This is a genomic window from Bacillus sp. FJAT-26390 (assembly GCF_001682865.1).
Lineage (GTDB): Bacteria > Bacillota > Bacilli > Paenibacillales > Paenibacillaceae > Pristimantibacillus.
The window spans coordinates 1062583-1075530 of the sequence record NZ_MAQX01000001.1; the positions used below are offsets into that span (position 1 = coordinate 1062583).

General features: G+C 46.3%; 15 protein-coding genes and 1 pseudogene. 2 read left to right on the forward strand and 14 right to left on the reverse strand.

The window, feature by feature from the left end:
- Positions 1 to 30 precede the first annotated feature (30 nt).
- The 7 genes from A7975_RS05045 to A7975_RS05075 form a co-directional block, all read right to left on the reverse strand.
- A complete protein-coding gene (locus tag A7975_RS05045; protein ID WP_255314173.1) occupies positions 31 to 948 on the reverse strand; it encodes an MBL fold metallo-hydrolase in 918 nt (305 codons plus the stop codon).
- 16 nt (positions 949 to 964) lie between these two features.
- Entirely contained in the window at positions 965 to 1999 is a 1035-nt protein-coding gene (locus A7975_RS05050; RefSeq protein ID WP_065384365.1) for an ABC transporter substrate-binding protein, read from the reverse strand.
- Between the two features lie 37 nt (positions 2000 to 2036).
- Positions 2037 to 2801, reverse strand: a complete 765-nt coding sequence (locus A7975_RS05055; RefSeq protein ID WP_065384366.1) for an ABC transporter permease — start codon at positions 2799 to 2801, stop codon at positions 2037 to 2039.
- Positions 2734 to 3573, reverse strand: a complete 840-nt coding sequence (locus A7975_RS05060; protein ID WP_065384367.1) for an ABC transporter ATP-binding protein — start codon at positions 3571 to 3573, stop codon at positions 2734 to 2736. Before A7975_RS05060 ends, A7975_RS05055 begins: the two co-directional genes overlap by 68 nt.
- Before the next feature lie 31 nt (positions 3574 to 3604).
- The gene (locus A7975_RS05065; protein ID WP_053376074.1) at positions 3605 to 4270 is read right to left on the reverse strand and encodes a Crp/Fnr family transcriptional regulator; all 666 of its coding nucleotides are present in this window, start codon (positions 4268 to 4270) and stop codon (positions 3605 to 3607) included.
- A gap of 209 nt (positions 4271 to 4479) precedes the next feature.
- Positions 4480 to 4845, reverse strand: coding sequence for a VOC family protein (locus A7975_RS05070; protein ID WP_065384368.1), 366 nt, complete (start codon positions 4843 to 4845; stop codon positions 4480 to 4482).
- Between the two features lie 50 nt (positions 4846 to 4895).
- Positions 4896 to 6707: an SgrR family transcriptional regulator gene (locus tag A7975_RS05075; RefSeq protein ID WP_082197974.1), complete on the reverse strand. Its 1812-nt coding sequence runs from the start codon at positions 6705 to 6707 to the stop codon at positions 4896 to 4898.
- A 158-nt stretch (positions 6708 to 6865) separates the two neighbouring features.
- Here A7975_RS05075 and A7975_RS05080 point away from each other — a divergent pair, with 158 nt between their 5' ends.
- Positions 6866 to 7078 carry a hypothetical protein gene (locus A7975_RS05080; RefSeq protein ID WP_065384369.1) on the forward strand — a complete coding sequence of 71 codons (213 nt, stop codon included), beginning with the start codon at positions 6866 to 6868 and terminating at the stop codon, positions 7076 to 7078.
- A gap of 77 nt (positions 7079 to 7155) precedes the next feature.
- Here the strand turns inward: A7975_RS05080 and A7975_RS05085 are convergent, their stop codons facing one another.
- The 7 genes and pseudogenes from A7975_RS05085 to A7975_RS05105 all read right to left on the reverse strand — a co-directional run bounded on the left by A7975_RS05085 (position 7156) and on the right by A7975_RS05105 (position 11908).
- Positions 7156 to 7797, reverse strand: a complete 642-nt coding sequence (locus A7975_RS05085; RefSeq protein WP_065384370.1) for a Bax inhibitor-1/YccA family protein — start codon at positions 7795 to 7797, stop codon at positions 7156 to 7158.
- A 76-nt stretch (positions 7798 to 7873) separates the two neighbouring features.
- Entirely contained in the window at positions 7874 to 8080 is a 207-nt protein-coding gene (locus tag A7975_RS35610; RefSeq protein WP_483295905.1) for a CysS/YqeB C-terminal domain-containing protein, read from the reverse strand.
- Positions 8058 to 8428, reverse strand: a pseudogene (locus A7975_RS34685) (YqeB family protein). The gene A7975_RS35610 and the pseudogene A7975_RS34685 overlap by 23 nt, the downstream one beginning before the upstream one ends.
- Before the next feature lie 175 nt (positions 8429 to 8603).
- Positions 8604 to 8780, reverse strand: coding sequence for a hypothetical protein (locus A7975_RS33990; RefSeq protein ID WP_176707666.1), 177 nt, complete (start codon positions 8778 to 8780; stop codon positions 8604 to 8606).
- Between the two features lie 194 nt (positions 8781 to 8974).
- Complete coding sequence (locus A7975_RS05095) at positions 8975 to 10510, reverse strand: MDR family MFS transporter (RefSeq protein ID WP_065384371.1); 1536 nt, start codon at positions 10508 to 10510, stop codon at positions 8975 to 8977.
- Positions 10511 to 10579: 69 nt separating this feature from the next.
- On the reverse strand, positions 10580 to 11497 hold the full coding sequence (locus A7975_RS05100) for a helix-turn-helix transcriptional regulator (protein ID WP_065384372.1): 918 nt from the start codon (positions 11495 to 11497) through the stop codon (positions 10580 to 10582).
- A 3-nt stretch (positions 11498 to 11500) separates the two neighbouring features.
- Positions 11501 to 11908, reverse strand: coding sequence for a TerB family tellurite resistance protein (locus tag A7975_RS05105; RefSeq protein WP_053376082.1), 408 nt, complete (start codon positions 11906 to 11908; stop codon positions 11501 to 11503).
- Between the two features lie 137 nt (positions 11909 to 12045).
- On the opposite strand from A7975_RS05105, the gene A7975_RS05110 reads away from it, so the two are divergent.
- Positions 12046 to 12942, forward strand: coding sequence for a YihY/virulence factor BrkB family protein (locus A7975_RS05110; RefSeq protein WP_063846097.1), 897 nt, complete (start codon positions 12046 to 12048; stop codon positions 12940 to 12942).
- Positions 12943 to 12948 lie beyond the last annotated feature (6 nt).

Consider the following 12948-nt stretch of genomic DNA (forward strand, 5'->3'; position numbering starts at 1 on the left):
CTTTGGCTGTTTTTATGGTCTTATTTGCCCCTAAAGCACGAACTCCATTAAGTCTCTGCCCATCGTAATTTTGTTCGGATAAATATCGCTCATCCCCGCTGTATATGCCGCTTCCGCTTCTTCCGTAGCGGCAGGCGCTGGAATATGATGCGTTAAGACGAGATGGGGTACGCCCGCGCGTCTTGCTATTTCTGCGACCTGCAGCGTAGTCGAATGATATTTGGCGGGATTGGATAATGACTGCGCTTGCTCTGGAAATCTAGCGATCAGCTCATCCAGCCATTTCTTATTATATGATTCATGGATAAGCAGATCAGCGCCATGGCTGTATTTGATCATGTTGGCTACGGGCACCGTATCCCCGGAGATAACGACCGATTTGCCATTATACTCGACCTTGTAAGCAAGGGCTGGATAAACAGGTCTATGATCAACCTCGAAGGCTGTAATCTTAATGCCATCGGATTCATACACGACTCCTTCATTGTTCTCGAAATAATTAATCTTCGCGCCTTCATTTGCGGATAAGTTATAATTCACCCTAAGATTGGCATCAAAATCAAACGAATCTCTCATTTTCCCGATAATTTCCTTTGTCGTCGTTGGGCCATAGACGTTCATCGGCACTGAACGTCCTTCAAAGACGCGATCCGGAATGACATGTGTCCGCCAGCTTGAAATAAATACGTCAAAAAAACCTGAATTGTGATCGCTATGATGGTGCGTGAACAACACATCCGATATCCGCTGCGGCATGACACCTGCTTTTATGAGCTGATCTACCGTAGCACCGCCGCAATCTATCAGAAATGCTTTGCTGCCGGCAAGGACGACGATTCCTGATTTGGCCCTTCCGCTAAACGCACGCGGCGTGCCTGTTCCTAATAAAATAACCTTTAAATGCTCATGAAAATCCGAAACTAGCTTATCTTGCGTTTGTATTAGCACACAGATGTCCTCCAAACTATTTATTTTCTTTATTTACTTCATCCAGCAGCGATAAATCGATAAACTCACTTAAATCAAGCCCATCTTCCTTGATCCCTTTTATATATCCAGCATCGAAAGAAACTTTTGCCATCGTTTTAATAACAGCAAGATCAACCGCTTGCGTTAAATTCAAATGGTCCAACGCCGCTTTGATCAGCTCTGTGTCCATCCCTTTGCCGCTAAGCTCTTTCAGTTCATCGCTAATTAACGAGTACGCTTCGGTGGGATGATCTTGAATGAAGTTGATCCCTTCAAGATTGGCGTTTATCGCTTTCTTAGCCAGTTCGCGATGCTCCTTAAGGAACTTATCGCTCGCCATCAGTATCGTAAGCGGATAATTACCGTCATTGGGTGGAATTTTGTCCCAATCAACGAGCACAACGCCACTGCCCTCTTCAACCATTTGGGTTCCCCATGGCTCAGGAATTAACGTTGCATCAATTTCCTTTTGCCGCATCGCAACGAGTGTATCTGCCGGATTCCGTGTAATGAGTTGAACGCCGGAAGTGTTAGTCGTGACCTGTAAGCCTGCTTGCTGCAGCAGCAAGCGGAGAGAAATCTCATTGGTGCTTCCTTTGGTTGGAATGGATACCGTTTTGCCTTTTAGATCGCTAACCGAATGGATTCCGGCCTCTTTGCCTGCAATTAAGACGGCGCCGCCGTTGTTGGAACCGGATATGACCCGAATGTTCTTGCTCTTCAAATATTGATTGATAGCCGGTCCTGGTCCGACGTAACCTAAATCGATCTGGTTTGTCGCAAGCGCCGTTGAGAAGTCCGAGCCGTTGTCGAAGGCTGTCACTTCAATCGTAATGTTTGGCCCGAAGCCATCCTGCAAATAACCTTTCTTTAAGGCGATGAAGCCTGGAGCGTGAGTGACATTTTTTAATAAGCCGATCTTAACCGTTACCTTCTCCTCTGCCTGAGCAGACTTGCTGTCCGAGCCGCATGCGGAAAGAACACCTGTGAGAACAAGCAGCAAACTTACTATTGCGATCATTTTTTTCATCGTTTTGCCTCCAATAGAAATTAAAATGGTTGCGGATCTACTTCTTCGCTGCATGCAAGCCGAAGCGCACTAAAATTTGATCTTCGAGCCGTTTAAAGCAGAGATGGTCGGAAAGCGTTCCGATGACCGCGATAATAATGACTACGCAGAGGATGGTCGCCGTATCGCCGATATCCCGGCTATCTTGAAGCGTCTGACCAAGTCCGGCACCCTTGGCAATGAGCTCGCCTGCAGTAAGCGCCCGCCATGCGAAAGCCCACGCAACTCGTACGCCCGTTATTAATTGCGGGAAGGCAGCCGGAAGCATAACTTGAAAAAAGAGCCGAAACCCGCTGCCTGCTCCCATCATTTTTGCCGCACGCAAATGAATGGTTGAAATTTGTTTAATCCCCGTCCGGCTCGCCATGGACATCGTCCAGGTAGCACCAATCGTCGTAATGAAAATGACAGAGTTATCATTAAGACCGAACCATATGATGGCAAATGGCAGCCATGCAATGCTCGGAACGGTCTGAAGCGCTACGACTAAGAAACCAAAGGTCTCATCAAAAAATCGATAGCGAGCAAATAAAAACCCGAGTGTCGTTCCAATAACGATAGATATCGCAAAGGAAATCAATAGCCGGCGCAGGCTTGCAATGATGGCTTCAAGCATGTGGCCTTCCGTGAACCCATAATAAAAGGCTTGCAGCGTCTGGATCGGGGAAGGGAATTTCCAGCCCCAATCAAAGATTCTATATCCCAATTCCCAAATTACGATCAGGAGAACTAGAAACAGTGTTCTTCTTAATGCGGTATTCATTGCCGAGCTCCTCTCTTACGACCTTATCGAGCTCGTCCGTGAGCGCCTCCATTATTTTGTTCTCATAATGATGAATTAATGGATCTGCATGATCATGCGGCCTTGCCGCCTTTATCGCAAATTGCTGCTTCACTCTGCCAGGCTGCGTCGACATCACGAGCACGCGATCGGACAAAATGACCGCTTCACGAATGTTATGGGTGATGAATAGAATCGTTTTGCGAGTTTTAAGCCAAATATGTTCCAGATCCTTCTGCAAAATATATCTGGTTTGTTCGTCTAAGGCAGCAAACGGCTCATCCATCAATAAAATATCAGGTTCCATGACGAGTGCTCTGGCAATCGCCACGCGCTGCTTCATTCCGCCTGAGAGCTCATGGGGGTAACGATCAATAAATTTGCTTAAATGAACCGATTTGATTTGCTCGAAGGCGCGCTCATAACGTTCCTTTTTTGATACGCCCTGCTGCTTTAACCCAAAAGCGACATTGTCGATAACGCTTAACCAAGGAAATAAACCATGCTCTTGAAACACGACGACGCGGTCGGAGCCCGGTTCTTTTATTGGCTCTCCATTTACGGTAATAGATCCTTCATACGATGACTCAAATCCGGCTATGAGATTTAAGAGTGTAGATTTGCCGCAGCCCGAAGGACCGACGATCGAAACAAATTCACCCTGTTTGACATGGAACGATGCACCGTCTAGCACGGTATAGGATGTTCCTTTTTTCTGTGCGAACACTTTACTCACATCTACAACATCGATCATGCTTGGTCTCTCCCTACTCGGCTGCTTCCTCTTAGATGCTTGACAAGAAGCGGCTCGGATTAATCATAATTATTTTTTTCTTTGTATACGCAATTAGCTCTTTCTCGCGCCACTTGTTCAACAATTCCGTGACGGTTTGCCTGCTGCAGCCAATCACATACGAGATTTCCTCGTGGCTTAGCTGAAGCTGCACTTCAAGCACGCCATCCTTTTGCTTGCCCATCTGGACGAGAAACCACGCTAGCCGCCACGCAACCGGACGGCTGATCAACGTTTCAACCATATCCTGCGTCTGCAGCAGCCTGCGTGCTGTTATTACAGCCAATGAATAAGCAAACCTAGCATCGTCCTTGGCTAATTCAAGATACTGCCTTGATTCAAGCACAATTAATTGGCTATCCGTCAAGCATTTGGCGTAACGTCTGCGCTGAAGATTGGCAAGAATCTCTGCATTGCCGAACACTTCGCCCGGGTAGCGCAGAAATAAAGTGATCCCTTGACCCTCTTGGGAGGATTGGGAAATTTTAATGAGCCCTGATTCCACATAATGCGCTGCAAGAGGAGACTCATTCTCCTGAAAAACAAATTCATTTTTTCTACATTTCTTCGTGACCCCATATTTGCGAAAAACGCCAAGGATGACCTCGTTATGACGATCCATTTCTTGCAAATCGGTCTGCTCCTGTAATTCATCCATTGCCTCAACCACCTCTAGTTCGATCATTCCTGCTGCAATTAATCCGACTATTCGGATGCGTTATATGAAGAGTACCATATTTTCAGGCGCTAAAATGTCGGATAGCTGACAAAAATGACTTTCATGGACATTTTTTTATTTCCATCGCTATAAACAGCAAAAAACCTCGCTTTTAACAAAGCGAGGTTAACTGTCATGATTAGATGGGATTATGCATGAGGATCGGCTTGAGAGATGCCTACGAGCACGCCGGCAGGATCAGTAAAATAAGCAAGATAACCCATCCCGGGCATACTCATTTTGGGAACGACTACGGTTCCGCCATTTGAAGTTACAGCCGTTAAATAGTCATCAATGGAGGTAACCTCAATCGAATTCACCGTTCTCGTTGAGCCGTCAGGGGATTTCATCAATCCGCCGTCAATGCCCGGTTCATCGCTATTGCCTGTTTTAATAAACCAATAATCCTGTGGACCTGGAAATTTCATAAACTCCCATTGGAACGTATTCGTATAAAACGCGATTGCTTGCTCGGGATCAGCAACTTGAATTTCAAAACGCAGCATTCTGCTCATCGGTACTCCTCCTTATACTGTAACATGACCATTATACCGAACGTATGTTTCTATTTCAACGATTGTTTCTCTTTGGTGTCTGTATGCTCTAACCATATATCTTTAAAATCAATCCAGCCTAAGGAGTTGACGCCTACCCCTTTAATGTTCGGGTTGTAAAACGTATTCAGCTTCTTATGAAGCAAAAAGAGGACATGCGTTTCATCCTTCAGCTTTTTCTCGATTTCAAACAGCTGACCCCATCGATCCTCTGCCCGCTCGCAGGCGAGCGCAAGGTCGATTTGTTCTTTCACCCAGCCTAGCAGGAGCGGGTCTAGATGTTCACGCAGAAAGCTGCCGGTCTGTTCATATAGCTCGATTAAGCATACCTCATCCTCAGCAAATACGACGCAATAAAGCAAACAATCGGCGTTATCAAGTACAATCGCGTCTCGTATGCTCATCCAAGTCTCAATTTGGACGATCACTTCAATCCCGAATGCGGACAAATGGCGCTGCAGCCAAATAGCATCCTGTTCATGAATGCCGTAGGTGCTTATCCGAATCGCCTCTCCATCATAACCCGATTGCTTGAGCAGCTCTGCCGCTTCCTCAAATTCGCATCGGTCCGTCCATTCGTTGGAAGCGGCATTTGGATAGAACCCCCGAGCAGGATACATGCGATCCTCTCCAAGCTCCGTTATCATACGGGACCGATCAACGAGAAGATCAATGGCTTTGCGGAATGCAGCAGATCGCTGCGGTCCCTCTTTGCCCAAATTCCATGTGAGCAAGCTGCATCCGTTGCAGATCGATTCGATTTTTTTCCAGCCTTGCTCCGGCTGTATATCTCTTAGGTCGTGATCAACGAGCAGCTGTTCCCAGCTCTTCGTATAGACAACCGTATCCTCTGGCATGATGACAATGACGACGCCGTCCAAATGAGCTCTGCCTTGAAAATAACCAGCGTTCGCCTGCATCGTGAACCGGTCTGCTGTCCAATCCACGAACCGGAATGGCCCTGTGCCAACCGGATGCGTCCAAAATAATTCATCCTGCTCCACCAGGTCATGAGGCACGATCGATAAACCCGGCGAGCATAGAAATCTTGGGAATAGCCAGTTCGGATTAGCTAGCTTTATTCTGACCGCTCGCTGGCCAATCGTTTCAACCTTTACGATGGAGCGTACGAACCAGGCCGACGCGCTGCTGCCGTCTAAACGTTTGAGCGTATAGACGACATCCTCGGCAATCAGCTCCCTGCCGTGATGGAACAAAACTCCCTTGCGGAGATGAAAGGTCCATTCCCTGCCCGTTCCGTCATGCTCCCATGCATGAGCTAATGCCGGAACGATTTTGCCTGCCGCACGATCGTATTGAACGAGGCAGTCGAACAGCTGCTTAATCATATGTGCGCTGAACGCATAATAAAGATCCTTTGGGTCAAGTGTCAAAATAGGCCTGTGAACGGGAAGCCGAAGTATGTCGGATTCCTTGTCGTTAAGCTGCATCGTCCGATATCCGAAATGACCGTTGAGCCATTCTGCGAATACGCTTCTTGCCGCCGTCTCTTCCCCGTAGCAATCTATAAGCTCAAACGCATGCTTATACTCGCCTTTCATGGCAAGCTGCTCCGCAAGCTCAAGCAGTTTCTTCTCTTTGGCATGCAAAAAGGTAATTTGCGAGCGGTTGCCGCGCCCTCGCCCTGCCATCCACTCGATGTAACCCTCTTCTTCAAGCTTCCGAAGGATGAGCTTCACATTGCGGGAGGAACAGTAAAGAGCATCCGCCAGCTGCTCTAATGATACCTCTACTGCTTTGCCTGCTCCGTCCGCACTTGCAAACTTCGTATATAACAAAAAATAACGTTCATTCGTCAGCAAAAAAGCATCCTCCTTTACGCCAATTCGGACGGTTTAAAATAAAAGGGGAAATATATGAAAATGATTATACTCTTTTTATCCCCTTTTAGCGACCGCATAATAAAGAGACCAACATTATACAAAAAAGGACGTTTATCGTTCTAAGGAGGAAATGGAGTATGAGTCTTAACCATTATATCGCTGAGCAATTATGGAAAGATCAAGAGCAGGAATGGGAGCGTCGAGTGCGCCGAGGGGAATTTATCGAATATGGTTTGCCGAAAGCATCCTTTTTCAAAAAATGGTTTTCAAGCCGCAAGGTTAAAGTAAGCCGTCTATCTGTAAATCAAAATTCGCCAAACTGCAGCCATGCCGAAACGATGGAAAAATAGATGAAGCACGCGACTAAAGGAACCTTGACCATTAAAAAAGGTTAATCTCCTTGGAAGAAGATTAACCTTTTGTTTTATTAATCATCAAGCAATGATTTGACGAAACGAAGCGCGTAGAGAATGATGTTCACCAAATCAAGATAAATGTTTACGACCATCAATGGGATATCACTGTCATCAAAGCCTTCTTTGGACATCCGGTTGAAATCATATAACGTATAGCCGATGAAGATAAGTAAGCCAAAACCTGAAAACAACGTCTCCATCATCCCGTCAAAAGGAAAAATAAATTGCAAAAGCCCGATAACGACGAGACCGATCAAGGAAGCGAATAGGAATCCGCCTAGAAACCGGAAATCCTCTTTCGTGAAAGTGGCATAAACGGCAAGGCCGGCGTAGACGATAACAGCTACTGCTACGGTCTGGATGACAATGCCTGAACCCATGGACGCAATATAATAGCTTAAAGCAAATTGAAGCGTTGCACCCGATACGACCATAAACGCATACATCAGCGAATAGCCGATCGCTTTGGATTTACGGAGAAACACAATAGCGATAATAAGACCGATTTCTACAATGAAAAGTGGAATTCTTGCAGCGCTTGGCAGCATCGTGCCGATCAGCATCCCGAACACGGATACAAGTAAAGCAAAGAAAAACGTTAGCATTAATTTTTGCATGGGCTTTCTATACCCGCTTGACTGACTATTAATCATCTTCTTTTTCTCCCCAGCATGAATTTTTTTATATGTCCAATAATAGCATGATTTTCGACTATAAAAAAGAAATATTTTACAAATTAAACTTGCGCCAATATTGGCGTCTATCCTCATCACGCACACAAATGCCTATCTTGCTGAGCTCGGCCTTCAAATCCTTACGATCATCCTTCTCCCCTTTTTGCAGCGACTTTTCACGCGCTTTGAGCACTGCATTTGCGCTTGCCGAAAGTTCGGGCGTATCGGGGACCCAACGTTTATATTCGCTTTTTGGATTCAGGTTTTTCGCGAAATAGCTCCTGTCCCTTTAACCCGTTTATGACGAGCAGTTTCCCATCTAGAAAGGCAGCGGAAATTTTTCTTTGCTTAGGATCGTTTCCTCGTTATTTATTTTAAAATGAACGCTTTGATCAGTTAAGCGAGCAACGAGGCTTTCCTTGAATGCGACGTGCGTTAAGCATAGACCGGCAATTAGCCCAAGGCAGGTGGTTGCGATAATAACCCATGGTCCATGAAGCGAAGCGATGAGCTTGATTATGCCTTCAAATGGAACCCATGGCAGTGCTGCCGCCCACTGTGCGATCGCTGGGATAAACCAACCTAACACTAGGCCGAGCAAGCTTGGCACAACCCAAACGAGCAGTTTTTCGGATGAGGACAATTCAAGTACGGTAGCCTGATTTTTATCCGTGTTCAATTCATTCCCACCCTTTCATCAGAACGCTGTTCACCGCGTCTTTTCATATTTGCTTATAGTTCGGTTTCATTTGCATCATCATAAAATTGGATATATTATCGATCAATCATGCGAGCATATGGGCTTTGGAATCCGTATGGCTCGGTGAAACGACGCCTAGCTCGGCTCCCTTTTGCAACAAATCCCGAAAGCCATCCAAAAATTGCTGCTGCATGTGGATCAGCCGCGCTGCGTAAGTGTCATTCCGACCGATCGTTAACATGAATTCATTGAGCAGGCGCATGATCGCGTAATGTTCTTCATTAGTAAGCTCTCGTTTTTCATAAGTGGCGCCCCTTTATTTTTTAACATCCGGTAGGTAAATTAAATCGCGAATGTTAATATCTCGTCATTGCAAAGGTGCAGAAAACAAAATAAACCCCCGCGCATCCATTTGGAAAGCGGAGGTTTATGTACTGTTTTTTATTGCAGCACGCTCTAGTGCGCCGAAGAATATTCCGTTGATTCCGCCGTAGCATCAAGCTTCTTGCGGCCCATGAAGAAGGCGGACAGCAATGCGAAGCCGACGGGGATGACCGCCCAAGCGAAAGTATGAACGATTGAGGCTGAGAGTGCGGTAGAGAAGCTATCGAGCATATCGGATGGAATTAATGCCCGCGTATCTGGCGAGAGCAGCGCGTGAGGGTCTTTGAGATCAAGCCCTTCAGGCATTCCCTCCTGCTCATTAGTACCGAACAGCGTCGACATTTTGGTCGTAAAATAGTGGCTTTGAATAAGGCCAAACGTTGTAATGCCTATCGTCATGCCTAACGAACGTATAAAGTTCAACGTTGCTCCAGCTGTTCCCCTCTGGCGGTACGACAGGCCATGGATAGCAGCATTGCTAAGTACGGAGAATGACGCGCCGATCCCAAGACCGATAAGTACCATATAGATGGTGATCGTCAGTCGAGACGATTCGGGAGTAAGGCTGGCCACAAGCGCGATTCCTATTGCTAATAAAGCAAGCGTGGGTAACATGATGTTGCGGTACGAAATCTTGTTCATGAGACTTCCCCCGAGTGTCGCGGTAATGACCGATCCGACCATCATCGGCAGCAGGACAAGGCCTGAATTTGTTGCAGACCCGCCGAGCACCCCTTGAATAAAAATCGGGATGTATACCGACGCTGCGATAAATGCGGCTCCGCTGAACAGCGCCACCAGAATACTGGATGCGTACAGCTTGTTTTTAAACAGTCCAAAAGAGATGATCGGCTCCTCCGCTCGCCTCTCAGCCATAAGAAAGGCGATCAACAAAACGGCAAAACCTCCGAACAAGCTCAAAATCATTGGCGATTGCCATGCGAATGATTTGCCGCCAAGCTCAAGAGCGAACATGAGGCAAATGATGGCGCCAATAAGCGTAAACGCGCCTAACCAATCGATTGGCTGCTTGGAATGCTCATGCGATTCCTTGTAGAAAAACGTGACCATGATAAAGGAAATCAACCCTAGCGGGAGGTTGATATAAAAAATCCATTGCCAAGCGATATGGTCGGTAATGAATGCTCCAAGCAATGGTCCGAAGATGCTGGATAAGCCAAAAACAGCACCGAACAGTCCGCCCAATTTACCGCGATTCTCAAGCGGAACGGCGTCGAACATAATCGTGAACGTAATCGGTACGAGCGCGCCACCGCCGATGCCTTGTATAGCCCGAAAGATAGCGAGCTCCGTAATGGATCCAGCCGTTCCGCAAAGTGCGGAGCCAGCCATAAACACGATGATTCCGAAAATAAAAAACTTTTTGCGCCCATACATATCGGACAGCTTTCCGAATATCGGCATGCCGGCCATCTCCGCTACCATATAAGCGGATGTTACCCAAATGAATTTGTCCATGCCTCCGAGTTCGCCTACGATATTGCCCATAGCCGTGGCTACGATCGTATTGTCCATGGATGCCATTAAAATTCCGAGCAGCAAGCCTGCAATGACGATGGAAAGGCTGCTTGATTGACGTTGCTTCACTGATAAACACTCCTTCTGATCTCGTATTTCTTATTATCAGTGTAATAAAAAAAGTATGACAGCTGAGTGTCATACTTCGGAATATCGTTTCAACATTTTTTCAATGGACGCTTTAACCCTGTCTCGAACCTCGGCAGGCTCAACGACGATTACGCCGTCCCCGAAGCTTAACAAGCTCGGAATGAGCCATCGCTCCACCGACCAAGTATCCACTTCCAGCGTCATCGTCAGCGTGCCATCTTCATTGAAGGTTTTTTCCGCGCTATAGTAAAAATCCATCGCACGTGCCAAGTATTCAATTGAAAAATGGAGCATAACTTTTACTTTACTCACTATTTGCGCATCATCATACCGGTTGCCTCTTTCGGGCAATCGACTATGCTTCTGAAAATATTCCGCAGAGGCAAGCAAATTAGCCATCCGCGGCAGCTTAAACTCTCTGAAGTCTTTGCGTTCCCTGCAAAATCCGTATAAATACCACGAGTCATATTTATAAAGCAGGCTGATCGGCTCGACGCACCGTTCCTTCCGCTCGCTCTTGGCATTGACATATTCGAAGCGGACGACGCGGCATTCCGTGATCGCTACGCGGAGGATGCGAAGAGAATCGTTGTAGGCTCCGCTTCCTCCTATGTCCATCGTCAAGCTTGGCGATGCTTCGCCGTGCTGCAGCGTCTGCAGCTTATGGATCGTCTCTAGTGCCCGTTCATCATCAAATACGGTAGACATGCTGTGAAGAATCGTGATGAGCGAGCTTACATCGTAGGAGCCAAGCAGGCTTTTGTCCATTTTATACGAGTCCATGATGCCGTACCCGCCGTTAACGCCTTGAAACGATACGACCGGAATTCCTGCCGCGCATATCGCATCAATGTCGCGATAGATCGTGCGCTGGGACACCTTGTATTTTTCTGCCAAGGCGGAGGCTGAAAGCACCTCATTGTTCAGCAGCATATAGATCATCGAAATTAATCGTTCGAGCTTCATCGGTTAAGGGTTCAAAATAAGCTTTAAGCCTTCGATTTTCAGCTGATCCATTCGAATGACCCAGTCTTTTAAATTTTCATAGGTCTCGTCAGAAAAGCGGAACAGCTTCTGCATATCGTGCGTAATTTTTTTCTCATCGTCATTGTAGTCCCCATCAGCGAATATGAGCAGCAAAATTTCTGCAAAAAAGATTTTTTTCACATGCTCGTCTTCCAGGCCGCCGATGATATCCGAAAGCTGCTTTTCTTGTGAGAAGCTAAAGTCGGTTTGCACGATGTCCATCTCTTCCATAAACGATTGTAAAAAGCCGCGTTCCTTTTTGTGGACAAATCCATCGGCATTCGCTACGAGATGCGCGAGTTCTAGAAATGCTTGTTTATGTTCCTTGGATTGCAGAAAATGTAAAAACAATCGGTCCACTCCCTAGTTTGAAATATGTTTGACTATACTCTTATTCGACAGGTCGGAGTTTTTTCCTACATTTTGAATCAACTTGTTTAGTATTCTTAGCTTTTTGTTTAATTTTAAATAAAGGATGGTGACCGCATATGACGCGAATGACGCAGACGGTTCAGTTTTTGAAATGCTTATACGCCCGTTTTCGCGAGGATGATGTACAAGCGCTTGGCGCTCAGCTTACTTATTATTTGATCTTGTCGTTTTTTCCGTTTCTTATTTTTATGGTCAGCTTGCTTAGCTTTATTGAGCTGTCAGGGGATAGCGTTATCAGTGAGCTCATTCGCATGCTTCCTTCCGATGCGAGCGATACGATTAGCGGCATATTGACGGAAGTGATGAACAACAGCAGCGGCACGCTGCTCTCCTTCGGCATGGTCGCTACGATCTGGTCGGCATCAAACGGCATTAATGCCATTATTAAAGGCTTGAATAAAGCCTATGATCTTGAAGAGGAGCGTCCATTCTGGAAAGTGCGGGGCATCTCGATAGTCTCGACGATTTTTCTTGTGGTCGTTATTATGATCGTCATGGTGATGCTGATCTTCGGAAAAGCGATTGGACAATATCTGTTTGAGTGGTTGAATTATCCGGATGGATTTGAGTGGACTTGGGGCGTTTTAAAATATGTGATTCCCATTGCGGCGATGATCGGAGCCTTTACTCTGCTTTATTGGATCGTGCCGAGCAGACGGCTCGGCTTCAGAGAGGTGCTGCCGGGAGCCGTCTTTACAACCTTCGGCTGGATCGTTACATCCCTTTTATTCCAATTTTATATGAACAACTTTGGCAACTATTCGAAAACCTATGGCAGCCTTGGAGGAATGATCATTCTGTTGATCTGGCTATACATCAGCTCAATCATCATCATGCTTGGAGGCGAAATTAACGCTACTCTAGCCTCGGCGAAATCTAAAATTCCACACTTGAAATCAGCGCGCCATAGCTTTCGAATGCGTCCGAATAATCGTAAAACGATTCATTCTTAAAGGGAT